We start from the raw sequence: 26,412 nt of genomic DNA, 5'->3' as shown, positions 1-26,412 counted from the left end.
CCCTCCTAATTAAATACATCTTTTTTACACCAACTAAACATAGCCGCTATTGCACATCCTCCTAAAATTGTACCATTTATTAGGTAAAATGTTCCTTTCCCTTCACTTAATATTCTTAGAATCGATTCGCTTCCAATTACAAAATAACTTATTTCTTCACTCACATACAAACTAGCTACTAATAAACCGACTATCATAAAATACGTAATGATAGCGTTTTGAAACCAAAGACTTACAAAACTACTCAACATTGTTAAAGCACTTGCAATAAACCATAGTATTAAATAATATTTTACAGTATATAAAATAGAGGCACCCGTCCCATAAATGACTTGTTTATCCAAAAAGAATGTCTCCTCTGCGTGCCTTATAAAAAATGTTCCATATATATAACTCTCTATAAATGCCATTAACAAAAACAAACTTACGATACTCATTTGAGTCATCCATTTTGCCAATAATAATTCCCACCTACTTACCGGACGGATCATGACAAGACGATATGCGCCAGATGAAATTTCACTATTAAAGCTATCAATAAATAAGATTGGAAAAATTAATAAGAATAGAGTAAAATACCATTCTCTTGTAACTGCAACAGGAAAATTTAAATTACTTAAGATTGCTTCTGTCCCTTTTGTATTATAAATAGCAACTCCAAAAGTATGAACCCATACACTGTGTAAAATAAGTAGCAGTACAAAAATAACAATTAATACTTTCGTCTTCTTTCTATCAAAAATCCGTTCTAATTCACTTATAAGTATTTGTCTCATTCTTCACACCTCACACAAAATTATCTTTTTTTCCTATCCAATAAACTGTTACAGCATTACAAATAACAATGTATATAAGTAAAATTACAGATCCAAAAAGAATCATTCTTGAACTACCAGATAAAGATATAGCAATTCCTTCATGTTGTAATTTAATTAAAGAAGAATAATTAATATAAAGAAAAGCCGGTGATTTCCCTATCACTAACGCCATGGCTGGGTATCCAAAAGAAAATATAATAAATCCCATACCAAGTAGTGTTGCACTTGTTGTCGATTTACTTACAACCGATAGCATAATTAATATGCTAGCCATCGCTATTAAAGTAAGATAAGCAATTCCATAATAAGAAATACAGTATAAGAAAACGCCAAGTGCATTCATTTTTTCTGTGAAATAAAACAAAAGAATATTTGGTTCATGCTCAAAGAAAATATAGCCAATACAATAACTACAAATAAAATAGGCACCTATAAATAGCAAACTTACTGCTAATATCGTAATTATTTTCGCAATAAGAACCTCAGAATACGTGTATGACCTTTGTATTACCATCCGAATTTGACCGCTATGATACTCTTGAGCAAACACAAGGACAATCAAAACGAGTAAAACAAGATTACATATACTCATAAGCATTTCAGATAATGCAAGTACGGGGAATGAATTCGCATATGTATAATCAACTGCTGTCCTTTCTACCTCTTGATTATGTTTCAAATAGTACTTCGCAGCCCCAAGTAACATCACCGGTATCATCAAAAAACAAAGCCATGTTACTTTCTTTGCCCAAAGCCGCTCCCATTCAGAACGTACTAACATCATCATGAGCTCATCATCTCCACGAAAATATCTTCTAATTCTTTATCACTTCCTTGTAACTCTTCCGTCGTTCCCCGCCATATTAGTGATCCTTCACGAATCATGACCCATGAATCACACATAAGCTCCAATTCACGAATTAAATGACTAGAAATGAAAAAAGTTATTCCCTTCTCACGCTGTAAGTCGAGTACAATTTTACGAAGTTGCTTAATTCCAACTGGATCTAATCCATTCGACGGTTCATCCAAAATAATAAAATTTGGATCGCCAAGAAGGGCCTGTGCAATCCCTAAACGCTGCTTCATCCCTAATGAATACGTACCAACTTTATCGTCCGCACGGTTTTCTAAACCGACGATTTCTAATACTTGCTGAACTTTTTTTTCAAGAACTTCTCCACCAGTACGTAACGTAATCCTACCTAAATTCCGTAAGTTTTTTCGTCCTGACATATAAGGAAAGAAAATTGGAGCTTCTACAATTGCGCCTACATGCTGAAGAGCCTCTTTTCGATTTTTTTGTACGCTAATTCCATTAATTAAGATTTCCCCTTCATTTGGTCGAATTAACCCCATAATTGTTCGAATAAGAGTTGTCTTCCCTGAACCATTTGGCCCAACAAAACCACAAATTTCATTTTTATAAACAGAAAAAGACATGTGACTTAACAACGTTCTTCCCTTCACTCTTTTCGTCACATCTCTTACTTCTAAAACCTCTTTTTTCATTTTTATCGCCTCCTTGCTACTAGAATAGACGGTAAAAATAAACAATTTATAAACAAATAAAAAGAAGTTACCCCCACGGCAACTTCTTTTCCACATACCCTACTTAATATTTATTTCATTATATCGACGCTTCGAAACTCAAAACGCACAACATACCCTATCCCCCAAGCAACTTACTGCCGAACTCTACGATTAAAAAGATAACTAATAAGATCGCGAGTATTTTTAATGCTACATACGCTACTTTAAAAACAGCATAAATGAGCAAGACTATTAAAATAATCGTTAAAATTTCCATCTAGAATTCCTCCAAGATTTGCTCTTCTTATCTTATTTTACTCGCCCCAGACTTTTTATGGAACGGCATAAGGCGACATAGAAAAAAGAGGATACCTCATCCATCGTAAGATACCCTCTCCTTCAACTGCTCGAACCACTCTCTATCCAATTGTAAATATCCCATTTCACTCTTCTCAGCAGTCTTCAATTCTTTATCCGCTTTCTTCATATAAATATGGCATGCTTCCATGTCTTGCTCTAAATATTTGATAATTCCTTGTGTACGGTAATACCCATGTAAGTCCAGCCTTGTAATTGCCTTTGCATGCTCCTTTACGTATTGCAGGGAAAGACTTTCCTCCTGATACAGTACTTTATATAAAAGGTACCAACTATGAAAACTACTAACGAAATATTTATTTTCTTTCGTTACAGGTAGTTGAACAATTTGTTCTACATACGGTATCGCCCTTTCCATTCCCTCTTGATCAGCTCGGGCATAAAAGACGAGCATAAGTCCACTCATTATGTCCCTAATATCTTTATCCTCTTTTATTTTTTCTTCACTAATTTCTACTAATCTCTCATCCCAATCTTTCGGTCTTTTGTAACTAAATAACTCACTCGATACTTGAATCTTGTATAAGTGCTCCCTAGCCTTTTCATCATCTTTAATTAAAATGAGGAATTGCATGCCATCGCTTAATAGCGTTCCCTTAATTGGAATTGCTGTGACGACAAAGATTGCAAAGTGTAACACAGAAAAGTATAAAAGCATGTGGTAATAACTCACCATATATATGTAACCTGATACAATGCCAAATACGAAACTCGTTAACGGTCCGCTTAAAGTCATCCATGCCCATTTTTTTGAAAGGTTCGGTGTTTGTGTGGAAGGCGGCACTAACATCGCTACGCCACCTACATACATCCACATTTTATTTTCTCGAATTCGTATTTTCCCCTTTTCTTTTTGAACAGTAATAGGTCCTACTGTCATAAACTTAAATTTCAAACCGCCCATCAAACCGAATATTACATGCCCTAATTCATGAATAGCTAACACTAGCAATGCAATCCCGAAAAAGGCCCATATTTCTATAATTTGCTGTACTCTTTCTATTCGAATGAATTCGTATAAAGCGGAGCAAATGAAGGCAACTAATAATGAAAAAGCAGGTCTTCTTAGAATATCCACCGTTTCTCTCCCCTTAATAAATCATCTTTTTATGCATTTCATACATATATGTCCCAACATGTAATACCCAAACGAACGAAATCATAATGACCATAAAGAAGTCTTTTCCATCTAAAAGTGCATACGCAATCGCCGCAAACCACGCACAAACAAGTGTCATATTTGTATATTGATATGCCTTATATCCCGCTTCATGAACGATTTGCTTTTGCCCTTCATCTGCATTCTTTGCCCACATTTCCATTGACTGAGAATACGTGACACTCTGTTCTGGATATAAATTGTTATACTTTTTCCTCATTACAAATCCTAACCAAGTTATAGCAATAAAGCACACTGTAGATGCCACAATACTTACACTAACAAAGAACAAGTTTCCCTCACCTGTATACGTTCGGTAAAAAGCAATAACTGAGCAAACAAACCATGATGGAATAACAATTTCCATTACTCGAAGATAAATAAGTACTATTCCTAATCTTCGTCCCTTAACATTTTCCTCTTCATCTTTCGTTTGTGCGAGCTCTCTTGTACGCTTCCAAATATAATACATGGCCGCTATGCCAAATACACTCATCATAACAACGCTAATAACAGGAGATACTTTGCTAGTACCCGCTGTTGCAATATCTCCTACTGCATACCCTATAAACCCACCAAAAATTGCTCCTACTAACAACTTCAATATAGCCTTCATTTTCCCATTTCCCTTACTCCCCATCTCCATCTTCCCCCTCCACTAACATAAATATCTCCTCCACCGGCGCTCCAAAAATTTGTGCGATTTTTAGCGATAACACAATAGATGGCGCATAATCCCCACGCTCAATTAAACTAATGGTTTGCCGTGATGAGCCAATCGCTTTACCTAACTCACCCTGTGATAAACGGTGCTTTGCTCGAAATTCTCTCACCCGATTTTGAAGCTTCATATTTTACCTCTTTTTCTTTTATTTAATTAAAATTGTAAATAATATCCTGTCAATTGTCAATTATCATTGTCATTTTGACGTGGATACATGTCAAAAATACATATATATTATACTAAATATAACGTATATAATAATTTTTAAGAACTACATAATTGAGGTGTCTCATGGATAAAAAAACGGTCTTTTCTTACGCTATTATTAAATTTTCAGCGGCCTGTTCTCTTCTTTTTTCTTTTGTATTATTTTTCTTTATTAGAAGTGATATGAACTTCTTTAAAACTTCCTCATACTTAACTGGATTTTTATATAATTTTTGGTTGTATCTTCTTTTCTTCTACGCGATTTTGTGCTCGCTTGTCATTGACAAATTAAATGCAAAACATAATAGCACGCCAAGAAAAATTTTGCTTTATATTTTATGTGGCTACTTATTCTTTCTTCCATTGCATATATACAATGGAGGAGATGTAATCGTAACTTTCATAATGGGATCGGTTGGGGCAATTTGTTCACTTTTCTTTTATTTATGTACTTGTATAGCAAATAAATCAAAATGGTTTCGATATGCGACCGCTATTATCATTCCTATTTTACTCATTGCAATATGCTCTATTGATTTTACCCAAAAAGAGCAATGGGTTGAGCACAGTACAAAAAATACATTTGAGGCGAATTTCTCGTATTTTAACGGTGCACATAAAATACCCATTCATGTCAAAAAAGGAGAAACAATTGAGGTTAACGTAAACTTTCTTATTACTGAAAATAGCGCCTACCAAGGTTATAGCACTTACTTTTCTAGTGAATTTAATAAATATGAACCCCTTTCCGAACTAAGCGACGGTACGTATGAACTTTCCCCTAGCAAAACGGGAACATATTATATAGTAGTGACCGGTTACGGTATCGAAGGAAAAATAAAAACAAACTGGAAAATAAAAAAGGCAGTGCCCTAAAGCACTGCCTTTTCTAAAATCTGACATAGAATGGATTCCATATTAACTTGCGTTTTGTAAAAATACTCGTTTTAGTTGTTTGCGGAAACGAACGCTTAACGTAATTGCTACAATGACAATGGCTCCGAAAATGATTTTGCCGATATGATCTTCCAATAATCCGAAAATATCATGTAAGTTACCACCTAACCAGTAGCCACCGATTAAGAAGAATGATACCCAGAATAACGCACCTGAATAAATTGTAATCGCAAAACGGCGAAACGGTAAGTTAATGATACCTGCAAAGTATCCTGTAAAATGACGTACTCCAGGAATGAAGAAACCGATAAAGATAAGGAAATATCCATATTTATCGAACCACATTCTCGTTAAATCAATTTTTCTTTGTGTTAAAAATACATACTTCCCATACTTTTGAACAAAAGGCATACCAAGCTTATTCCCTAAAAAATATTGAATCGTCATTCCTACACTTGTCCCAATAAAGGATAAGATAATTAAAATAGGTAAACTTAGATCACCCTTCTGTGCTAAAAATCCCGCATATGCTAATGTTGGCTCTCCCGGAAACGGAAGCGCAATATATTCTAACAGCAAGCCTACAAGCACTACATAATACCCGTATTGCTGAAATAATTCATGAACCCATTCCATGTCATCTCTCCTTTCAATCACGTACAACTTCTTACTATTATTGTATAAAAAAATTGTCGAAATAACTATCACAATAGCTTACATTTTTATTACATTTTTGTAAGGGTCACACTAAAGTTTTCTGTTCTTTACTTAATTATATAAATTATCACTTTAAAATGAGATGACACCTATCTATTACACTGGATAGGTGTCATTAATATACCAATTTTTAGCATCCGGAAATCGCCTCATTTTGTTCTCTATAAAAAACCATAACAAACTCATACAAACTTCATATTAGCTTCATATACGTATTGTAAGATTATATCGGAATTTGTTGAATACTTTTACTACTATATTACCTAAACATTAAATTGAATGAATATAGATCGTTTTCTGAAAATGAAAAAAGGGAGAATAGGAATGGAAGCTTATAAAATGCACGATTTTATTAATACCAATATTGAATCTCATCCAAATGAAACGATTTTTAACTTACACATATGTGAAACAAATGAATTTGACGTAAGTTTAAAAAAATCTACAACGCTATCCTTTATCATTTCTAAAAAGAATATTAAGATTATCACGAAAAAATGGATTAATTCTAATCACGAAAGCATGATTGGAAAAAGTTATATCATTCCAACTAAAGCCTTTCATTATTTCTTACCTATCATTTCTGAAACAGAATATGAAATGAACATTCAAGTACAGAGCTTTGGACTATACGGCGAGCTTCTACTAAATGAAAGATTACTTATTGATAAAAACAACAAATATAATGCAAAAATCACCAATTTTTTTGAATCACTAAATGAAAACGTACATCAAGCATTACGTGGATTACAAATTCGTTGTATATAATACTACTAAAATAGTAAAAGGAGAATATAATGAAAAAATTACTAGTAACTATAATGTTATCGTTAGGTTTTTTAACTGTTCCATATATGTCTGCAGAAGCAGCTTCAACTAACGAACAACTTATCGTTGACACGAAATTAAATAAAATGGATTTCTATCAAAATGGAAAGTTTATAAAAAGCTTCACTGTCGCTACCGGCAAAGTTGCAACGCCTACACCAACAGGTACTTTTCAAGTCGTAAACAAAATTAAAAACCGTCCTTATTATACAGGACATATTAAAGGCGGCGATCCACGTAATCCACTCGGTGATCGTTGGCTCGGATTAAATATGGCAGGAACATACGGAACAACATATGCAATTCACGGCACTAATAATAATCAGGCGATTGGTAAAGCTACAACACTTGGCTGCATTCGCATGTATAACAATGATATACATTGGTTATTTGAACGCATCCACGATCGTGCCACTGTCACTGTAAAATAACCTATGAACCAGATTTACATTTAGCCAAGAATTTTATATCTTGGCTTATTTTATTTATTCATTTACAGTAGCGAAACAACTATACTTGCATATATAATGAAAGTAGACTGCACTAAATAGCATCGAAACATTGATAAAAACGGATATTAAAATTATACATTTATAAATTTTCCATTGCACACTATAATAAAACTACTGTGATTCTGAAATATTCAGTTCCAATAAACAATTCCCCTTGCTACTTTTATGATTACTTTATAGCGGGGGCTTATTATATGTATATATAACTTGAGTCATCCAAAAATGAAGAATTTGAATATTGCAATAAAAAGCGTTATTTAGGAGGTGTTACTATGACGCATATACTGGTGATTGAAGACAACCCAGATATACAAGAACTTATTCGTGAATTTTTAACTGCCCAAAATTTCACCGTTGATGTGGTTGGCGCTGGAACGGAAGGAATTCTTCTTTTCCAAAAAAATTCATACGACCTTGTCCTCCTCGATGTAATGTTACCAGATATAGATGGTTATAGTATTTGTAAAATTATGCGAGGCCAGTCTGATGTACCAATCATTATGTTAACAGGCTTACATAATGAAGAAAGTGAAATTAAAGGGTTTGAGTTGGGCGTTGATGATTATATTACGAAACCGTTCCATTACACGGTATTTATTAAACGCGTAGAAGCTGTATTAAGAAGGACAACAACAAAGGAAGCCCAAACTGCAACCATACTACAATTCCATGAATTGATGTTAAATTCTACAGCATATGCGGCTTATGTTCATGGCAATCAAATTGAACTAACAACTAAAGAATTTGAGATTATATATACTTTGTTACAAAATCGAGGAAAAGTATTATCAAGAAGTGATTTGTTAAATAAGGTATGGGGCTATGAGCATTATGGTGATGTAAGAGTTATAGATACACATATTAAAAATTTAAGAAAAAAATTGGGGATCCCTTATATTAAAACGGTGAAAGGCATTGGCTACAAAATCGAAGCATAGTAAGGATAACATCACCAAAAATATTTTCATCAAAACCTTATTGTTTTGTGTTCTTTTATCACTTTGCCTGTATCAAATTATTTATTTTCTAGCTTTAAACTATGATAAAGAGCATTATGCGAAAAAACCTGAAACTCAAACTGCGGAACATGCGGATTCAGTTACGAAAAATGAACAAAATAAAAGAGAAGAAAATAAAGTTGTTTCAGAGGATAGCATCTCAAATTTCCAGTCATCTATTATAGATTTCAAAACACTCTCTACAGCTATTAATCATCTTTTGCAACCTAGCCAAACTGCAACCGCAAAAGAAAATGCAGCAAATCTTTCGGAGGAAAGTAACAAAACCGAATTACATACTAAGGCGGAACAAACAGCCGCTAACACTACTTCCTTACATACACAAAATGCAGCAAAGAAAACAAATGAAGCACATGATAGTCCAAGTTTAGCAGATGCCTTGCAACAATTAGCTCCAAATATTGCTGCAACAATGCTTGCATTATCTCTACTCGGTTCTTTAATTTATGCCAAACTAATTGCCAAACCTTTTCAATATATGAGTGATACTTTAAAAGATATTATAAATCTGGACTTTTCAGCTAAACAATCACCTAACAAAAATACAGATCAAACAGATTTCAACTTGCAAGTAGCGGCTTCACAAGTCCCAACTATTGTGAAGAATCTACATGAAACAAATAAAGATTTACAAAATGAGCTCAAGAAAGAACAACAATTAGAACAATCTCGTAAAGAATTTATGTCTATGGTATCCCATGAATTAAAAACACCTATCGCAGCCGTTATGGGACAACTAGATGGCATGATTCACGGAATCGGTGCATACAAAGATAGAGACAAATATCTAAAACGATCCTACGAGATGATGCAAGATATTAACGTATTAACGGAAAGGATGTCAGAATTATCCAAAATGCAAAATCCTCAATTCAAACCGAATTTAGAAGTTATTTCACTATCTAACATCATTGAGGACGTTATGAGGAAAGTAGATTATTTTATATCTGTAAAGCAATTAACTGTTCAATCTAACATTAAACAAGATGTAAAAATTTTAGCTGATCCTAAATTTATTCAAACTGCTATTTTTAATATTATTTCAAATGCAATTCAATATACAATCGATCATCAGCATGTATATATAAAGCTTTATGAAAAGCCGAACGGTTACGCATTAGAGGTTTTAAATACAGGTTCACAAATTGATGAGGACAAACTCGCTCATTTATTTGAACCTTTCTATCGCGCTAATCCTGGAAACAGCGGTTTAGTACAAGGTAGCGGTCTTGGATTATATATTGTAAAACAAATACTAGATAAACATCAGTTTCCTTATGGAATACAAAACACACCTCAAGGTGTAAAATGCTCAATTGTCTTTCCAAAAGCAATGTAAACTACTACTATAATTTCATAACCCAAACTCATACTTCGTATGAGTGGCGGAATTTTGTAGAGTCTCTTACTCTGTTTCGTTCGCCCGTTGTCCTTATTAGGATAACGGGCGTTTTTTATTTATCCCGATTAGTGCGGGATAATAATCAGTGAAGGATAAACAAAACCCCCACTGATTAAAGTTTCACTTTATATAAGGAGGGTTTCTCATGGAGAAATTTAAGTATTCATTATTAGTTTTATTCGGCGCTTGTAGCTACGGCGTACTTTCAACTATTTTTAAACTCGGATTCATCGACGGATTTTCAGCACACCAACTACTAGGAGGACAATATGTCTTCGGGTGGATTGGCCTACTTTTACTCGTTCTTTTCTTTTCACGTCATAAAGTATCAAAAAAACAATTCTTTTCGTTACTAACAGTCGGCACAACCATGAGTATGACAGGTATTTTCTATGCTATTTCGGTAGAAGAACTGCCAGCCTCTATCGCTGTCGTTTTACTCTTTCAGTTCACTTGGATTGGTGTAGTCATCGAAGCGATTGCCAATCGAATATTCCCAAGCCGTGAAAAAGTTATATCTATTATTATTTTGTTTACTGGTACATTGTTTGCTGGTGGAGTATTTGAAGGACTTGGACAAAACTTTTCGACGAAAGGTATTATCTTCGGGCTATTAGCTGCCGTCTCTTTCTCATTCTATGTATTTGCAAGCGGGCGCGTCGCTACAGATGTTCCGCCTTATACGAAAAGCTTTCTTATGACAACCAGTGCTACTCTTATTGTATGTTTATTTTTCCCGCCTACCTTTTTAACGGACGGCGCTTTACAAGCAGGCCTATGGAAATATGCTTTCTTCCTTGGACTGTTTGGAGTTATTGTACCTGTCATTTGTTTTTCAATTGGTGTACCGAAAGTCGGAACGGGGCTTGGTACAATATTAGGTGCAGCTGAATTACCAACAGCAATTATCGCTTCTATTACACTTGTTCATGAAGTTGTATCGCTCATGCAGTGGATAGGAATTGTGTTTATATTACTCGGTATTTTCACACCACAACTGCTTACTGCTAGGAAAGAAAAAAAGCAGCGTACGATGCATAGTGAACAATACAAGCAAAGTTAAAATATGGTGTATAATTTAAAGTAAGTAATTTTTTGGGGAGGTAGCAATGACTATTTTAAGCATAGTGTGGTTTTCTATTATGTGTATCTTCTTCCTAATACGATACCTGAAAGAAAAGAAATTTTATGATTTGCTCTTAATTCCTATTTGCATATATGCAGGGGCCGTGAAAACTCCTTTAGTAGAGTACTTAAACTTTAACGATACATTTAAAATAACATATGATATTGCAGCTATTATTCTCGTAATCCTTGCTGTACTTTTCTTTTTGAAAGATAAGAAAGAGGGATATACAGCATAATAGAAAAGGGATGTTCCATGAATCAGGAGCATCCCTTTTTTTATGCAATATATGCGGTTATATCGATATTTTTTCAACTATATCAATTTAACAACAAAAAGGAGACTATTCGAAAACCCCTTCTTTTCCACTTCATCACACCATACAAAATCAAATTTCAATTCAAAAAGAACAGGAAATCTCATCCTCCCGCCGAATAAGTATAAGTCCGCAAAAGGAGTGATAAAATTGAATCAAAAACAACTAAGCACGATTAATGAAAAAAGCTGGAATACAGCTGCTTATGAAGCTTGGACGAATCGTCACGGCACACCGACAGAATATGCAAAAAAAATCATACAAGATCCTGTTCATGAAGTCTCCTACTATTTACCTTACATACAATCTCCAAAAGGAAAGCGTATTATTAATTTGCTCGGATCAAAAGGCAACAAAGCAGTTGCTCTTGCTCTTTTAGGAGCCGATGTAACAGTTGTTGATATTTCAGCAAGCAATAAAAAATACGCAACCGAACTAGCCGAAGCGGCTGACGTCTCTATTCATTATATCGTTTCCGATGTACTAGATTTAAATCTATCCCAATCATTTGATATCGTATTACTGGAACTTGGCGTACTCCATTACTTCTTAGACTTAAAGCCACTCTTTCATATAATCTCTCACTTACTAAAACAAGATGGGACATTTATACTGCGTGACTATCATCCCGTTTATACAAAATTATTAGGAGTAGATCATCCATCATTTCGAGCAAATGGAAATTATTTCGATAAAGAACTGATTGAAGATGATGTTGCTTACAGCACTCTTCTTACAGAAACTCAGAAAGAGGCTTTACCGAAAACAACCATCCGTCGCTGGACGTTAGGAGAAATTATTACAACGCTCGCGGAAGAGAATTTTAAAATTGAAAAACTAGTTGAAGAACACGGATCTCATCAAAGGTGGGTCTTCCCCTCTACTGCACCTGAAGGAATTGAAGAACGTATACCCGGTCTATATACATTAATTGCGACAACATGCAAAAAAGGATCCCTTAACGGATAGGATCCTTTTTTGCATGCTTACGCATATAAGTTGAGGTTGGAGATTACCATAATTCTGTAGAATAGGACACAAGATATTTCAACATTTTGTCTCTGACTTACGTCGTCAAAAAGGGGTATGACCAACATAACGAAGAGTAATGTTTTAGTTGATATTGATAATCGTTATCAACTAATTAGAAGTATACATGATGTTATTTCAAATTACAATAGGATTTCTTATTTTTATTTAAGAATTTTTGATATGTAAATGTATACATTTTAATAACATTCACTTGTACTCATCTGCCCTTTTCCATTATCCGCTATAATTTTTGTTTCTCAGGGAGGAATATTTTTTTGAGCTCATTTCCTGCACTTATCCCGCATATCCGTTATAATGAGAACCGATATCATTAATATTTAGGGGGTGCTACACATGTCACAACAAGCATTTGAAGAAAAGTTATATGCCAACTTAGAAGCTGTTATTGACCCTGAATTAGGTGTTGATATTATCAATCTCGGATTAGTTTATGACGTTACAGCGGATGAAAATAATAATGCTGTCATTACAATGACGATGACTTCTATCGGTTGTCCAATGGCTGGCCAAATCGTATCCGACGTTAAGAAAGTATTATCAACGAACATACCTGAAGTAAATGAAATAGAAGTAAATGTTGTATGGAATCCACCGTGGACAAAAGAACGTATGTCACGAATGGCAAAAATCGCATTAGGTGTTCGTGATTAAATAAGGAAAAGACCTGACAATCCAGTCAGGTCTTTTTTTTCTTATTATTTTACTCCTACAGCGTCATAAGCTTTTGTTACAGCTTGTACAGCTTTAGAGTTTTTACCGTATAAATCTTCTGCTGATTGAAGTGCTGCTTGACGCATCATTTTAAAGTCAGAGTTTGCAGTTAAATATTTAGTAAGAGCACGGTAATAAATTTTTTCTGTTGCTTCACGGCCCACTCCAGTTACTTTCACACCGTAATGAGTGCCGCCATCAGATACTAAATACGCTGCCTTATTATTAATACTACTGTTAATATGAACGCCGCCATTATCAGCTGTTCCAGTATAACGTTTATTGTAATGATCTGGGTAACCTTCACCAGGTTTTAATGGATTTGGAATAGATGCTGGATCTTTCAGAGAACGAAGTGCATCACCAGGCTTATCAGGTGTATAAATATCAGCACCTAAGTCCCAGCTCTTCTTCTCAACCATGACACCCATAATGTCAGATAACGATTCATTTAACGCACCTGATTCATTTTTATATACAAGGTTTGCTGTATGCTCAGTTACAGCATGCGTTAATTCGTGACCGATAACATCAAGTCCAGCAGATAATGGAATGAATGTCTTGCCATCGCCATCACCATACATCATCTGAACACCGTTCCAAGCTGCGTTATTCCAAGATTCACCTACGTGAACAGTAGAAATAAGTTTCGCACCTTTATCATCGAAAGAGTTACGGTTAAATGTCTTTTTGTAGTAATCATATACTTTACCTGCATTCACATGCGCATCAACTGCCGCTTTATCTTCGAAGAACTTAGATTTACTTGCAATTTCTTCTCCTGTATATCCAAGAATTTGTGAGAATAAATTAAACCAGTTTTCATCCATATTCTCTGCATCAAATGTATGGACACCTTGTCCTCGTGTACCATCAAATAAGTTGAACGCTCCTGTTTTCTTATCTTGAGCAATTTCAAATGATTGTCTAGCGCCTAATACTCCGTAACCAAATCCAGTAATGTTATCTACCGCATTATATTTCTCAATAACATTTCCATTTGTTGCATCAACAAAGTAATGCCAATATCCTGGAGCTGGTTTTGAAACCGATGCTTTTACAAGATATGCAAGATAGTATTGACCATCTTTTTCATACACATATAAATCTTTTTTCACACCATCATAATTCTTTACTTTACCAATCTCTTTCTCAATATTAGCTTTGGCAATCGTTTCTGCTTGTTCCGCACTAATACTTGCAGATGCAGGAATATTTTTACCCTCTAAATTAGGAATAACTTGCCCGAAGAATGCCTTTACATTATTCTCTTTATCTAGCGTAACCGTTTGGTCTGAACCATACACAGGAATGTTATTATGTTTCTCAACTAACTTCACATGTGTCGTACCAGATTCAGCATCTTTTTCTTCCCCAACGACATTGAAATGTTTGTCAATGTTTCCCGCTAGTTTAAACATATCTTTTTTGCTCTCTAAATATTGAAAGACCGTCTCTTTTTTATCTAGTCCTTCCGGTGCTTTCCATTCTTCACCTATGTAAGCTGGCGTTTTAAACTCTTGGTGATACTGGATTTTTTGCTCTTCCGCTTGTGTTTTTGTTGCTCCAAATGCCCCAAATCCCCCAATAACAACGGATAACGCTAATGCTGATGAAACTACTTGCTTTTTCAATCTAACACTCCCCATTCCCCTAAAAGTTTTTGACACCTTTATAGATTTCTGAATATTCCTCCTAATACCTGTTTCCAAAAATTGAGAAAGTTTTTTCTGATAATTCAACGTATAAAAAAGAGGACATCTTTTTTCGATGTCCTCTTTCCTCTAACTTTTCATCCCGTTATTCATATACTGAAAAATCACCACAAATTAAAATCTTATTTTATCCCGCATTAACTGCCCGTAAAAGCCCGATTGGTGTGGGATGAATACCTCTCCACTGATTAAAGTTTCACTTTATTGTATTTTCATTTCAATTGCTAAATAGTGAGATTTCTCTTTTGCTTGAATGTGAACATCCTCTTCTACAGCCTCCGCTGCATCACGCGTTACGAGTGTTTCACCATTCACAACGCCACTACCTTCAATTTGTACAAGGTATAATTGACGTCCTTCTTGAACAGGAAAATGAATTTCTTTACCAGCCTCTAATGATAAAGAATATAAATTTGCATCTTGGTGAATATGAATTGGTGCATCTCCATCAGAAGGAGATACCATATGGAACCACTCATTTTCACGTTTACTCCAATCAAATTTAAACTCACCATAGTTCGGTTTATGACCATCACGGTCCGGTAAAATCCAAATTTGCAATAAACGTAATGTTTCACTTCCTAAGTTATGCTCACTGTGAAATACACCAGTACCTGCACTCATATATTGAACATGCCCACGCTCAATTGTCCCTCGGTTCCCCATACTATCTTCATGTGTTAATTCACCATCTATAACGTAAGAGATAATCTCCATATCACGATGCGGATGCATATCAAAACCAGTTTGTGCCGCTACTAGATCATCGTTAATTACACGCAGTGCTCCAAAGTTCATGTTATCTGGGTTATAGTAATTTGCAAAAGAAAAATGAAAATGTGTATTTAGCCAGCCGTGATTTGCTCTTCCCATATTTTTATGATCAACTTTTCTAAACATATCCTTCACCTCATATTATCTCGAATTCGAGATTTATTTTAAAATTTTTTCTCACTGTAATTTTTTTAGTAATTGTAATAATTGATTTTGTTCTTCTACATTTAAATTTTGAAACTGCTCCGCTTGGAATGTCTCTTGAGGCGGAACGATTTCTTCATATAAATCTTTTCCTTTTTCTGTTAACGAAATATATTTTGTAGTACCTTCTTGTTCACGATGAATCCACTCCAGCTGCTCCATTTTATTTAAAAGCTGTGTGATATTTCCCTTCGTAACAAATAACTTATTTCCAAGCTCTTGCTGCGTTAAACGATCATGTCCTCCAACTTGAGCTAGCACATCAAATTGAGCGGCAGATACATTCCATTCTTTCAAATGCTGATTCGTCTCACGAATACTTTTGTTATAAAAACGTGATAAACGAAACCATAGTAGTAAACCTAGTCTATCTTCTGTTTTCATTTCATCACCTCGCTCGTTTCATACCATTAGTTTAGAACTAAACTTTATAAAAGTCAATTACTTATTTTTAGTAAGAAACAAAGAAAGCACAGCGCTATTTCTCCACTATGCTTTACATTAACTTTCTATTTTTATATTCATCTAACTTCCTCTCCGCGAACTTTCTCGCATCTTTCTCAATCCATCTATCTTCGTACACTTCACTTCCAACATACAATACTTCGCTCTTATGCTGCATCGCATGACGAAATTCATGCAGTAGTGTTTTAAGCACTTGCTCATACTCTTCCCACATACAAACAAAAATTAATTGTTTTTCTTTATGATAAAAACCACCTATTTGGAATAGAAACTCTTCTTCTTCTTCTCCTAATGATAGAAGTACATGATTTGCATCACATGTATCACAAAAAATAACTGGCGTTTTACATACTTCAATAAGTGAAAACAAATCATCTCTAAGCTTTTTGACATCCCAAGGAAGCTCCGAATCCAACACATACCAATTCTCCACCTGTTGATATACATTTTGAAACTGGAGTTCCATTTTTCTATAATCCCCTTTCCAAATTCCCTTTTCCTATATGTATGCCACAATCTGTAAAATATTAAACATACTCTTTTCCCCTTGGAAAAATGCCAATAAAAAAAGAAATCTATGTCGACATAGATTCCTTTTCCGTAATCACTTTTTTTTCATCACTTTTTTTAATACAAAGTAACCAATTGCACAAACAATAGCAGCAAGCGCAAAATATTTCACATATGGCCCAGCTACTTTATTAATACTTTCCCACTCTGATCCTAATTTAAATCCTAAATATACAAATACAATTGACCATGGAATAACAGCTAGTGTAGTTAGCGTAATAAACTTAGCATGTGACATTTTCGCAATACCCGCTGGTATCGAAATAGCATGACGCACAACAGGAATAAAACGGGCTGTAAAAATAACACCAGTTCCGTAACGATTAAACCACGCTTCAGCATAATCAATATGTTTCTTCTGAATCAAAATATATTTTCCATATCGCTCAAGAACAGGTCTTCCTCCGTATCGACCGATCCAATAAATGAATAGTTGTGCGATTACACCACCAATTGTACCGAACGCGACAGCGCCCCAAAATGTAATGCTTCCTGTTGATACTAAATAACCTGCATAAGATAATACGATTTCACTTGGGATAACCTCTAGCATTAATCCAAGCATAATTCCCCAATAACCAAGTCCTTCTAGAAAAACTAAAACTGAATGAATCAACTCTCCTAACATCATTTACCTCTCTTTACTGTTTTCATTGCAAAAAATAAAAGTACAAGCAGTAAATATCTTGTACTTTTATTTTTTTAAAATTTATCTAGTCTTCGTATCCCACTTAAAGATTTTATTTAAAAATTTATATACATTCTTTGACTCTTTCGTAAGAAGTGGACCTAAAATGGATAGTATAAGCACATATAGTGCCGAGAATGGTTTCAATACTGACATTAAACCACCAGCAATACCGATATTAGCCATAATGATGGAGAATTCTCCTCTTGAAACAATTGTTAATCCAATATTTGTTGACGCCTTATGAGATAATCCAGCTTGTCTTCCTGCAATCATTCCTGCTACAAAGTTTCCGATGATTGTAAGAAGGACAGCACCTAACGTTAACCATATCGCCCCGCCTAATGAAAACGGATCAATACTTAATCCGAAACTGAAGAAGAAAATAGCTCCGAAAAAGTCTCTAAATGGAACAACGAGATGTTCAATTCTGTCACTATGCTCTGTCTCAGAGAAAACTAATCCTAAAAGAAGTGCTCCAATTGCTTCGGCAACGTGAATTGTTTCTGAAAAACCAGCGATAAAGAACAACGAAGCAAATACTACAATAATGAAAATTTCATCTGAACTAATATTGAGCAATCTATTTAATAACGGCGTAGCCTTTCTAGCCACAATAAAGAATAGAAGCATGTATCCTAAAGCAATTCCAATCGAAGTGAGAGCACCTAAGAAGGAAGCATGATCCCCTAGAACTAAACCAGAAACAACTGATAAATATACAGCAAGGAATATATCTTCAAACATAATAATTCCTAATATTAATTCGGTCTCATTATTACCAGTTCTTCTTAAATCCACTAACACTTTAGCAACGATGGCACTAGAAGAAATCGTAATAATACCCGCAATAATTAAGATTTCAAGTAAAGGGAAGCCCATTATAAATCCATATAATAATCCAAGTGAAAAGTTAATTAAAATATAAATCGTTCCGCCAATCGCAATAGAACGTCCAGATTTAATTAGTTTTTTCATCGAAAACTCTAGGCCTAGATAGAACAGAAGGAACAGAACTCCAATCCTTCCAAGGAAGGAAATTACACTTGCACTTTCAATAAATTTGAGATCGATAACACCTATTGTCGGCGCATGCGGTCCCACTAACATGCCAAGAACAATTAGAAAAGGTATTACTGAGAATTTAAACTTTCCAGCGATTACTGCCGCAATTGCTACTAAAACTAAAGCTGTACCAACTTCAAAAATTAAAGTATCCATCTAGTCAGTCCCCCTATTCGAAAGTAACTCATTAATAATTTTTTTAATTTCTTCTCTCTCACCCGAAACTACAAGCATATCTCCTTCTTCAATTACTGTTTCTGGTCCTGGATTAAATAGCTTTTTCATATTCTTTTTCATAACTGCAATGATCGTTACGCTATATGTTTTTCTTATTTCAAGATCACCGATTGTTTTTCCGATTGCTGGAGCTGTATTCTCTACTTTAAACCACTCAATCGCTAAACCTTCAAAGACCATTTCAACATTTTCTAATGCTCTAGGCTTGTATACCATTCCACCTAATATTGCTGCAATTTGTCTTGCCTCTGAGTCACGTAATGAAATACTTGAGATGCTTTCTTCATGGTCTGAATCAAAATGATACATTTCTCTACGCCCATCATCATGAATGACAATCACCATCTTTTCGTTACCTTTCGTAACGATTTGAAATTTGTAACCAATACCCGGAAGTTCACTTTCTCTAATATTCATATTTAGCTCCTCCATAACAATTTTTATTTGAATTTTCTGTTTTTCTGTCTTTTATTCATCCAATCAATTTTAGAAATTCTAACCATTCAGGATACCTGTGATTTGGAAATCTTTTATTGTAATAATAAGTGGCTCCTAAAAAGATACTTAAAGATGTAATGATGAAAAATAAATTACTTCTCATTTTCAAACTCTTAAGACTTACTTTCAATAAAGATTCTTCTTTCAAATTATCCCCTCTTTTTCGCTTTAAATTTAGTTTTTTAAAATGTAAATAATTCTAAAAATATTACGATGTAACATAATCATAACATAAAATACTTTTAAGTAACATAATTTTTTAGAAAAATTGATTCTGGTATATTTTTTGCATATAATTTTCTTATTACGAAAAAAAGGAAGTGTATTATATGGTTGATATCTTTAGCAGATTCCTTGAGGTAACGAATAATATTTTATGGTCATATATTCTTATTGCAATGTTAATCGGCTTCGGTCTTTATTTCTCTTTCAAATTAAAATTTGTCCAAATTACTCATTTCGGTGAGATGGTCAGTTTAATTAGTAAAGGATTTAATCGAAAAGAAAAAAAGAAAGATAGCATCTCTCCATTCCAAGCATTTTGCTTAAGTGCAGCAGCACGTATTGGTATCGGGAACTTAGCTGGTGTAGCATTAGCCATTTCAATGGGTGGACCTGGCGCAATATTTTGGATGTGGTTTATCGCTATCCTTGGAGCAGCTACTAGTTTTGTAGAATGTACTCTCGCGCAAATTTATAAAGTAAAAGATGGAAGCAGATTCCGTGGTGGACCAGCATATTACATGGAAAAAGGGTTAAACAAACGCTGGATGGGTGTTTGGTTTTCACTTCTTATTACAGTTGCGTACGGATTAATTTTCAATTCTGTACAAGCAAACACGGTAACAATAGCATTTGAAAATGCTTTTGGACTAGAGCGAACAATCGTAGGAGCTCTATTAGCTTTATTAGTTGCAGTTATTATTTTTGGGGGTATCAAGAGCATTTCACGTATTACAGAAATGATTGTTCCTCCAATGGCGATTGTTTATATTGGTGTGGCTATTTTTGTCGTTATTAACAACTTCAATATGTTACCAAGCATTTTTACAGAAATATTTAACAGCGCATTTGGTTTAGACCAAGCTATCGCTGGTGGTATTGGAGCAGCAATCAAATTCGGAATTCAGCGCGGTTTATTCGCGACAGAAGCAGGTATGGGTAGCTCTCCTAATGCAGCAGCAACATCAGATGTATCTCACCCTGTAAAACAAGGACTTGTTCAAGCATTAGGTGTTTTCGTAGATACATTCTTAGTATGTACATCAACAGCATTTATCGTATTATGTTCTGGACTTTACAAAGGATCGAATTTAGAAGGTATTGAATTAACACAACAAGCATTAAGTTCACAAATTGGGCCGTGGGCAAGTACTTTCTTAGCGATTATTATTTTCCTATTCGCTTTCAGTTCTTTACTAGGAAACTACTATTATGGTGAAACAAATATCGCATTCATTAAAGAAAGCAAAACATGGTTACTGATTTATCGTGTTGCAGTTGTCGGAATGGTTTTCTTCGGATCTATCGCTGCCCTTCAAACGGTTTGGAGTTTAGCGGATTTCTTTATGGGACTAATGGTATTTACAAACTTAATTGCCATCTCATTCCTTAGCAAGTTTGCCTACGCGGCATTAGTAGACTATATAAAGCAAAAGAAAGAAGGAAAAGATCCTGTTTTCGTTGCAAGTTCTATCCCTGGCTTACAGAATACAGAGTGCTGGGATGGACAGGATTCAGCAGAAAAACAGCAGGCTGTGTAGTAAATAAAAGCGCAAGTGGCTCGTTCAGAATGTGAGGAGGATGGAGCTTTTGACGTAGAGGCGCCTTTTTCCTGCGAGGCGCCCTTTGCCTCGCAGGAAAAAGTGAAGCCACCGAACGTTCTAGCCGCTGGAGCTAGATATCAATAAAAATCCCTATTACTTCAACGTAATAGGGATTTTTATTTACAACAGTTCATAATTTGTTCAAATTAATTCCAGCAAAAGGGTTGATTTATACAAATCACTAGATTATAATTATTATAAATTAGTAATTGATATAACATAATAACTCAAAAGGAGATTGATCATAATGAACAAACAAGTAATCGAAGCATTAAACAAACAAGTAGCAAACTGGAGCGTTTTATTCACAAAACTACACAACTTCCATTGGTACGTAAAAGGGCCTCAATTCTTCACATTACATGAGAAATTTGAAGAGCTTTACACAGAATCAGCTACTCACATCGATGAAATTGCAGAACGCATTTTAGCAATTGGCGGCAAACCAGTAGCAACAATGAAAGAATACTTAGAACTATCTTCTATCCAAGAAGCAGCTTACGGAGAAACTGCAGAAGGGATGGTCGAAGCAATCATGAAAGACTACGAAATGATGCTAGGCGAACTGAAAAAAGGTATGGAAATCGCTCAAGAATCTGACGACGAAATGACATCTGACCTACTACTAGGCATCTACACAGAACTAGAAAAACACGCTTGGATGCTACGTGCGTTCTTGAATCAATAATAGATTAAAAGCGAAGGCGGCTCGTTCAGAACAGGAGGGTGTTGGAACTCCTGATTACGAGGCGCTTTTTGCCTCGAATGAAGGAGTGAAACAACCGACTGTTCTAGCCGCTGGAGCTGGATAAGATTAAAAGCGGAAGCGGCTCGTTCAGAATCGCAGGACATTGGAGCTCTCGACCTTGAATCGCTTTTTGCTTCGAGCGAGAGAGCGAAATGACCGGAGATTCTAGCCGCTGGAGCTAGATAATAAAGTTAAAGCAGAAGCGGCTCGTTTAGAGTCGCTTCTTTTTTATGGAGTTGTTGTGCGTATCAGTACATGAAATTTATATCAGCGATTTTTCAATTATATCGGCGATTCCATTAAATATATCAGCGATTTTCCAATTATATCGGCGATTCCGTCAAATTTATCAGCGATTTTTCCAATATATCGATTTACCGACAATTCACGACAATAATAGCACCCTTCTCTCCTACTTTTATCAATATATTACAATCTCTTTTATGTTAAAATATAGGAAACACCCTTTAGTAAAATAGATCCAAAAAGCTTTTCCAAATTCATCATTTACTACTTAAATGACGGGAGTGGTTCAGTTGAAAGACTACTTAATTAGAGCATTTTTTGCATTAATCACAGTTGGGATTCTCTTACTCATAGCTAATATTTTCAATATACGTGTCGAGGTTAAAGACTATGCGTTCCTCGTTGTTGTAGCGATTGGTGGCGGCTGGGGTGGCTGGTACCTGTATAAAAAACAAAGTAATCAAAATGATAAAGGCATTCCAAAGTAATATGGAATGCCTTCCTTTTTATTTCCGTCTATAGTAAATAACGAAATTTAGACCACTGATCAAAACAATCCCAATAAACATATTAGAAGACTGCACATCGCCACCTAAACTATATTCATCAGCAATAAATCCTAGCATAACAAGTGTTATCGCAGAAACACCAATACATATAACCGAAATAAACCAAAGCGAAAATTCATTAATCAACTCTTTCTTCTGCCTTAAAACAATTAGCATAACAAGAATAGACGCTGCTAAAATACTTTTAAAAACAGGATGTAAATACACAAACTCCTCCATCTATTTCTCCTTTCCCAAAAACACTATATCCTAACATTAATATATTTAACTAAATTAAAAACACATGTCTTTTTACGATAAAAAAGACATGTGTTTCTATAAATCGCTATAAAAACGTACTATGATAATTGCTTCCACTTCGTCCCCAAGACAGGACGTTCGTAATTTTGGATTTCATGAATTAGTTTATCTGCCGTCTCAGCGGAAACAATTAACTCTTTATTCGATGGATTCATAAAGCCTTCTTCTGCTGCACGTTCAACCATTTGCAAAATTGGTCCGTAAAAGTCTTTTATGTTCAATAAACCAACCGGCTTATTATGTATACCAATTTGTGACCAACAGACAACTTCAAATAGCTCTTCAAACGTTCCATATCCACCTGGTAATGCAATGAAAGCATCCGCAAGCTCTGCCATTTTCGCCTTGCGCTCATGCATCGTTTCTACTTCAATTAGTTCTGTTAATCCTGTATGCACAATCTCTCCTCGGAATAGACCGCGTGGCATAACACCTGTTACACGTCCACCTAAGCGAAGAACTTCATTTGCTACTTCTCCCATTAATCCAACACATGAACCACCGTATACGAGCTCATAGTCGTTCTCAACAAACATTTTCCCTAATTCAATCGCCTGCTCTTTGAACTCTGTTCTCTCCCCTAAATTGGAACCTGCAAACACACAAATCTTTCTCATTCCTACACCCCGAAACTATATATTGTTATGATACAATTGACATTGTACAACATATTGAAGGGATGAGGAAGAAATGGATATCGTTGCATTTCAAAGATGGGTTGAGGAATTTTACGAAAAACGAAGCTGGTCACAGTATAATGCCTTTATTCGCTTAAATTTCTTAACTGAAGAAGTTGGGGAAGTTTCACGAGTTGTTCGCGCTATTGAAATTGGCCGTGATCGCCCTGATGAAGACGCGAAAACAGAAGAAGAGTTAAAACAAGAACTAAAAGAAGAACTTGGTGATGTACTATCTAATCTTATTATTCTTTCACAAAAATATGATTTAGATTTACAAGACATTATGGAAGCACACGTCACAAAGCTTTCGAAAAGGTTCGAAACATCTAAATGAGAATATTATCAATTATGATATAATATTCTTGTCACAATAATAAGGGGGATTTTATGTTATCTAAAAAATTGCACGACGCACTAAACGATCAAATGAACTTTGAATTTTACTCTGCCCATGCTTATATGGCAATGGCTGCTTACTGTACAGCTGAGAGCTATGATGGATTCGCTAACTTTTTCCTTGTACAAGCTGAAGAAGAGCGTTTCCACGCAATGAAGCTTTACAACTACATTAATGACCGCGGCGAGCGCGCTATTATTACTGGCTTTGATAATCCGAATAACGAATATGAATCTGTACTGAACGCTTTTGAAGTTGCACTTGAGCACGAGCGTGAAGTAACGAAGCGTATTTACAACTTATCTGATATCGCTTGGGATGAGCGTGAGCACGCAACAATTACATTCTTAAAATGGTTCGTTGATGAGCAAGTAGAAGAAGAAGCTTCATTCGATAGCATCATTCAAAAATTAAAACGTATTACAAGCGATTCAAACGCACTATTTATGCTAGATGCTGAATTAGAGAAACGTACATTTACGCCTCCAGCTGAATAATACTTTTAATCACCTTAATGAATGAATTAAGGTGATTTTTTAATTTGTTCTTCTCTAAGCTTAATAAGCTTAGCCAAATCCTTCTTCTACTATGCTTAAATATCCATGTATGAATTTCAAAAACGCCCTAGCATCTTCTCCAGTTAAACGATTAATGTTATCTATAACCTCATCAAGTTCCTTTAAAATATCCTGTTCTTTCAACCTAATTCCCCCTCTCTGTATTATTTATCATACCAAAATAAAAAAGCCGTTCATCCTCTAAGTGAAAGATAAACGACTTCTTTATTATTTTATTTAAAGCATAACCCCAACGATAATCGCTGATAATATACTTACTAACGTTGCACCGTATACAAGTTTTAATCCGAATGAAGATACAACGTTTGCTTGTTTTCCGTCGATACTCTTCGTTGCACCTGCGATAATTCCGATAGATGAGAAGTTCGCAAATGATACAAGGAAGATGGATAAAATACCTACTGTACGAGCTGATAAATCACCAGCTACTTTACCTAAATCAAGCATTGCAACGAATTCGTTCGTTACTAATTTTGTTGCCATAATTTGTCCTGCTTGTAGCATCTCTGATGTTGGAATACCCATTACGAATGCTAATGGTGAGAAGACATATCCTAAAATGCTTTGGAATGTGATTCCGAAAATAGAATCGAATACACCGTTAATTGCTGTAATTAATGCTACGAAACCGATTAACATGGCCGCTACTGTTACAGCGATAGAGAAACCAAGCATAATATATTCGCCTAACATTTCAAAGAATGTTTGCTTTTTATCTTCTTGTAATTCTAAAATATCGTCTTCTTCTTTCACATCATATGGATTAATGATATGAACGATAATGAATCCACTGAATAAGTTTAGTACAAGTGCTGTTACTACATATTTTGGATCAATCATTTTCATATAAGAACCGACGATTGACATCGATACCGTTGACATTGAAGATGCACAAAGTGTGTATAAACGATTTCTCGGTAATTTGCTTAGTTGATCTTTTACTGTAATGAATACTTCACCTTGACCAACAATTGCAGCTGCTACCGCATTATATGATTCTAATTTTCCTAAACCGTTAATTTTACTTAATAAGAAACCGACTGCACGAATGATAATCGGTAAAACTTTAATATGTTGCAGGATCCCAATTAATACCGCTAAGAAAATAATTGGTAATAATACTGTTAAGAAGAATGGTGCTTGTCCATCGTTTGCTAGACCACCAAATACGAAATTAACCCCAGCTTCCGCAAATTTTAAAATAGCGCCAAATCCATCTGCAATCCCTTTTACTAATACAAATCCGATCTTTGTATTTAGTAAGAAATACGCAAGTACCAATTGAATTACAAGCATAAGTGCAATTGGTTTATATTTAATTTTCTTACGATCTGAACTTATAAGGAAACCTAGTACAAATACTACAAGTAAACCGACTAGAAACATTACTATCTTCATGTGTGAATCCTCCACTTCTCCCACGAGTTATCGGTCGTATAACGTATAACGAAT

33 protein-coding genes are annotated in these 26,412 nt (G+C 35.0%); 14 read left to right on the top strand and 19 right to left on the bottom strand.

Going from position 1 to position 26,412, the window contains the following annotated elements:
* Positions 1 to 5: 5 nt before the first annotated feature.
* The 7 genes from ACP6L7_RS30665 to ACP6L7_RS30635 form a co-directional block, all read right to left on the bottom strand.
* Positions 6 to 776: an ABC transporter permease gene (locus ACP6L7_RS30665; RefSeq protein ID WP_430529624.1), complete on the bottom strand. Its 771-nt coding sequence runs from the start codon at positions 774 to 776 to the stop codon at positions 6 to 8.
* A gap of 10 nt (positions 777 to 786) precedes the next feature.
* A complete protein-coding gene (locus ACP6L7_RS30660) occupies positions 787 to 1,605 on the bottom strand; it encodes a DUF2705 family protein (RefSeq protein WP_097832160.1) in 819 nt (272 codons plus the stop codon).
* Complete coding sequence (locus ACP6L7_RS30655; RefSeq protein WP_097832159.1) at positions 1,602 to 2,330, bottom strand: ABC transporter ATP-binding protein; 729 nt, start codon at positions 2,328 to 2,330, stop codon at positions 1,602 to 1,604. The genes ACP6L7_RS30660 and ACP6L7_RS30655 overlap by 4 nt, the downstream gene beginning before the upstream one ends.
* A gap of 157 nt (positions 2,331 to 2,487) precedes the next feature.
* Positions 2,488 to 2,628 carry a DUF3985 family protein gene (locus ACP6L7_RS30650; protein WP_000404783.1) on the bottom strand — a complete coding sequence of 47 codons (141 nt, stop codon included), beginning with the start codon at positions 2,626 to 2,628 and terminating at the stop codon, positions 2,488 to 2,490.
* A gap of 96 nt (positions 2,629 to 2,724) precedes the next feature.
* Complete coding sequence (locus ACP6L7_RS30645; RefSeq protein WP_430529623.1) at positions 2,725 to 3,807, bottom strand: M50 family metallopeptidase; 1,083 nt, start codon at positions 3,805 to 3,807, stop codon at positions 2,725 to 2,727.
* A 13-nt stretch (positions 3,808 to 3,820) separates the two neighbouring features.
* Positions 3,821 to 4,534, bottom strand: coding sequence for a DUF3169 family protein (locus ACP6L7_RS30640; RefSeq protein ID WP_264448394.1), 714 nt, complete (start codon positions 4,532 to 4,534; stop codon positions 3,821 to 3,823).
* Complete coding sequence (locus tag ACP6L7_RS30635; protein WP_000776149.1) at positions 4,518 to 4,739, bottom strand: helix-turn-helix transcriptional regulator; 222 nt, start codon at positions 4,737 to 4,739, stop codon at positions 4,518 to 4,520. Before ACP6L7_RS30635 ends, ACP6L7_RS30640 begins: the two co-directional genes overlap by 17 nt.
* A gap of 164 nt (positions 4,740 to 4,903) precedes the next feature.
* Between ACP6L7_RS30635 and ACP6L7_RS30630 the strand changes: the two genes are divergently transcribed.
* On the top strand, positions 4,904 to 5,695 hold the full coding sequence (locus ACP6L7_RS30630) for a hypothetical protein (protein ID WP_097832157.1): 792 nt from the start codon (positions 4,904 to 4,906) through the stop codon (positions 5,693 to 5,695).
* Between the two features lie 42 nt (positions 5,696 to 5,737).
* Here the strand turns inward: ACP6L7_RS30630 and ACP6L7_RS30625 are convergent, their stop codons facing one another.
* Complete coding sequence (locus ACP6L7_RS30625; protein WP_000455363.1) at positions 5,738 to 6,352, bottom strand: DedA family protein; 615 nt, start codon at positions 6,350 to 6,352, stop codon at positions 5,738 to 5,740.
* Between the two features lie 405 nt (positions 6,353 to 6,757).
* Between ACP6L7_RS30625 and ACP6L7_RS30620 the strand changes: the two genes are divergently transcribed.
* The 8 genes from ACP6L7_RS30620 (at position 6,758) to ACP6L7_RS30585 (ending at position 13,340) form a co-directional block, all read left to right on the top strand.
* Positions 6,758 to 7,201: a DUF3978 family protein gene (locus ACP6L7_RS30620; RefSeq protein WP_097832156.1), complete on the top strand. Its 444-nt coding sequence runs from the start codon at positions 6,758 to 6,760 to the stop codon at positions 7,199 to 7,201.
* Positions 7,202 to 7,230: 29 nt separating this feature from the next.
* Positions 7,231 to 7,692, top strand: coding sequence for a L,D-transpeptidase (locus ACP6L7_RS30615; protein ID WP_097832155.1), 462 nt, complete (start codon positions 7,231 to 7,233; stop codon positions 7,690 to 7,692).
* Positions 7,693 to 8,045: 353 nt separating this feature from the next.
* Positions 8,046 to 8,711 (top strand): response regulator transcription factor, encoded by a 666-nt coding sequence (locus ACP6L7_RS30610; RefSeq protein ID WP_097832154.1) that lies wholly within the window; start codon positions 8,046 to 8,048, stop codon positions 8,709 to 8,711.
* Positions 8,689 to 10,131, top strand: coding sequence for a sensor histidine kinase (locus ACP6L7_RS30605; RefSeq protein WP_097832153.1), 1,443 nt, complete (start codon positions 8,689 to 8,691; stop codon positions 10,129 to 10,131). Before ACP6L7_RS30610 ends, ACP6L7_RS30605 begins: the two co-directional genes overlap by 23 nt.
* Before the next feature lie 208 nt (positions 10,132 to 10,339).
* On the top strand, positions 10,340 to 11,257 hold the full coding sequence (locus ACP6L7_RS30600; protein WP_097832152.1) for an EamA family transporter: 918 nt from the start codon (positions 10,340 to 10,342) through the stop codon (positions 11,255 to 11,257).
* Positions 11,258 to 11,303: 46 nt separating this feature from the next.
* Positions 11,304 to 11,558, top strand: a complete 255-nt coding sequence (locus tag ACP6L7_RS30595) for a hypothetical protein (RefSeq protein ID WP_097832151.1) — start codon at positions 11,304 to 11,306, stop codon at positions 11,556 to 11,558.
* 228 nt (positions 11,559 to 11,786) lie between these two features.
* On the top strand, positions 11,787 to 12,605 hold the full coding sequence (locus ACP6L7_RS30590; RefSeq protein ID WP_097832150.1) for a class I SAM-dependent methyltransferase: 819 nt from the start codon (positions 11,787 to 11,789) through the stop codon (positions 12,603 to 12,605).
* A 417-nt stretch (positions 12,606 to 13,022) separates the two neighbouring features.
* Positions 13,023 to 13,340: a metal-sulfur cluster assembly factor gene (locus ACP6L7_RS30585; RefSeq protein WP_097832149.1), complete on the top strand. Its 318-nt coding sequence runs from the start codon at positions 13,023 to 13,025 to the stop codon at positions 13,338 to 13,340.
* 44 nt (positions 13,341 to 13,384) lie between these two features.
* On the opposite strand, the gene ACP6L7_RS30580 is transcribed toward ACP6L7_RS30585, so the two are convergent.
* The 7 genes from ACP6L7_RS30580 to ACP6L7_RS30550 all read right to left on the bottom strand — a co-directional run bounded on the left by ACP6L7_RS30580 (position 13,385) and on the right by ACP6L7_RS30550 (position 19,535).
* Positions 13,385 to 15,034, bottom strand: coding sequence for a M4 family metallopeptidase (locus ACP6L7_RS30580; RefSeq protein WP_141533581.1), 1,650 nt, complete (start codon positions 15,032 to 15,034; stop codon positions 13,385 to 13,387).
* A 282-nt stretch (positions 15,035 to 15,316) separates the two neighbouring features.
* The gene (locus ACP6L7_RS30575) at positions 15,317 to 16,015 is read right to left on the bottom strand and encodes a pirin family protein (RefSeq protein WP_097832148.1); all 699 of its coding nucleotides are present in this window, start codon (positions 16,013 to 16,015) and stop codon (positions 15,317 to 15,319) included.
* A 51-nt stretch (positions 16,016 to 16,066) separates the two neighbouring features.
* Complete coding sequence (locus ACP6L7_RS30570; RefSeq protein ID WP_097832147.1) at positions 16,067 to 16,477, bottom strand: MarR family winged helix-turn-helix transcriptional regulator; 411 nt, start codon at positions 16,475 to 16,477, stop codon at positions 16,067 to 16,069.
* 112 nt (positions 16,478 to 16,589) lie between these two features.
* The gene (locus ACP6L7_RS30565) at positions 16,590 to 17,024 is read right to left on the bottom strand and encodes a DUF3920 family protein (protein ID WP_097832146.1); all 435 of its coding nucleotides are present in this window, start codon (positions 17,022 to 17,024) and stop codon (positions 16,590 to 16,592) included.
* Between the two features lie 138 nt (positions 17,025 to 17,162).
* Complete coding sequence (gene uptA, locus ACP6L7_RS30560; protein WP_141533580.1) at positions 17,163 to 17,756, bottom strand: undecaprenyl phosphate transporter UptA; 594 nt, start codon at positions 17,754 to 17,756, stop codon at positions 17,163 to 17,165.
* A gap of 81 nt (positions 17,757 to 17,837) precedes the next feature.
* Positions 17,838 to 19,037: a cation:proton antiporter gene (locus ACP6L7_RS30555; RefSeq protein WP_002129832.1), complete on the bottom strand. Its 1,200-nt coding sequence runs from the start codon at positions 19,035 to 19,037 to the stop codon at positions 17,838 to 17,840.
* Complete coding sequence (locus ACP6L7_RS30550; protein WP_001026076.1) at positions 19,038 to 19,535, bottom strand: cation:proton antiporter regulatory subunit; 498 nt, start codon at positions 19,533 to 19,535, stop codon at positions 19,038 to 19,040. It abuts the gene before it with no gap.
* A gap of 410 nt (positions 19,536 to 19,945) precedes the next feature.
* On the opposite strand from ACP6L7_RS30550, the gene ACP6L7_RS30545 reads away from it, so the two are divergent.
* The 3 genes from ACP6L7_RS30545 to ACP6L7_RS30535 all read left to right on the top strand — a co-directional run bounded on the left by ACP6L7_RS30545 (position 19,946) and on the right by ACP6L7_RS30535 (position 22,924).
* A complete protein-coding gene (locus ACP6L7_RS30545) occupies positions 19,946 to 21,379 on the top strand; it encodes an alanine/glycine:cation symporter family protein (protein WP_097832143.1) in 1,434 nt (477 codons plus the stop codon).
* A gap of 310 nt (positions 21,380 to 21,689) precedes the next feature.
* On the top strand, positions 21,690 to 22,130 hold the full coding sequence (locus tag ACP6L7_RS30540; RefSeq protein WP_097832142.1) for a Dps family protein: 441 nt from the start codon (positions 21,690 to 21,692) through the stop codon (positions 22,128 to 22,130).
* Between the two features lie 596 nt (positions 22,131 to 22,726).
* Positions 22,727 to 22,924, top strand: a complete 198-nt coding sequence (locus ACP6L7_RS30535; protein ID WP_000656312.1) for a hypothetical protein — start codon at positions 22,727 to 22,729, stop codon at positions 22,922 to 22,924.
* Between the two features lie 18 nt (positions 22,925 to 22,942).
* Here the strand turns inward: ACP6L7_RS30535 and ACP6L7_RS30530 are convergent, their stop codons facing one another.
* Both ACP6L7_RS30530 and ACP6L7_RS30525 read right to left on the bottom strand, forming a co-directional pair.
* Positions 22,943 to 23,224: a hypothetical protein gene (locus tag ACP6L7_RS30530; RefSeq protein WP_097832140.1), complete on the bottom strand. Its 282-nt coding sequence runs from the start codon at positions 23,222 to 23,224 to the stop codon at positions 22,943 to 22,945.
* 119 nt (positions 23,225 to 23,343) lie between these two features.
* Positions 23,344 to 23,922, bottom strand: a complete 579-nt coding sequence (locus tag ACP6L7_RS30525; RefSeq protein WP_098362029.1) for an LOG family protein — start codon at positions 23,920 to 23,922, stop codon at positions 23,344 to 23,346.
* 73 nt (positions 23,923 to 23,995) lie between these two features.
* Here ACP6L7_RS30525 and ACP6L7_RS30520 point away from each other — a divergent pair, with 73 nt between their 5' ends.
* Positions 23,996 to 24,319: a MazG nucleotide pyrophosphohydrolase domain-containing protein gene (locus tag ACP6L7_RS30520; RefSeq protein WP_001990794.1), complete on the top strand. Its 324-nt coding sequence runs from the start codon at positions 23,996 to 23,998 to the stop codon at positions 24,317 to 24,319.
* A gap of 53 nt (positions 24,320 to 24,372) precedes the next feature.
* Positions 24,373 to 24,879: a ferritin gene (locus ACP6L7_RS30515; RefSeq protein ID WP_000949392.1), complete on the top strand. Its 507-nt coding sequence runs from the start codon at positions 24,373 to 24,375 to the stop codon at positions 24,877 to 24,879.
* Between the two features lie 69 nt (positions 24,880 to 24,948).
* Here the strand turns inward: ACP6L7_RS30515 and ACP6L7_RS30510 are convergent, their stop codons facing one another.
* On the bottom strand, positions 24,949 to 25,083 hold the full coding sequence (locus ACP6L7_RS30510) for a hypothetical protein (protein ID WP_255290739.1): 135 nt from the start codon (positions 25,081 to 25,083) through the stop codon (positions 24,949 to 24,951).
* Positions 25,084 to 25,176: 93 nt separating this feature from the next.
* Entirely contained in the window at positions 25,177 to 26,358 is a 1,182-nt protein-coding gene (locus tag ACP6L7_RS30505; RefSeq protein ID WP_097832138.1) for a NupC/NupG family nucleoside CNT transporter, read from the bottom strand.
* Positions 26,359 to 26,412: the final 54 nt, after the last annotated feature.

This window comes from Bacillus silvicola (assembly GCF_050524305.1).
Lineage (GTDB): Bacteria > Bacillota > Bacilli > Bacillales > Bacillaceae_G > Bacillus_A > Bacillus_A cereus_AT.
The sequence above is the reverse complement of the archived record's forward strand: the minus strand, read 5'-3'. Positions and strand labels throughout refer to the sequence as shown.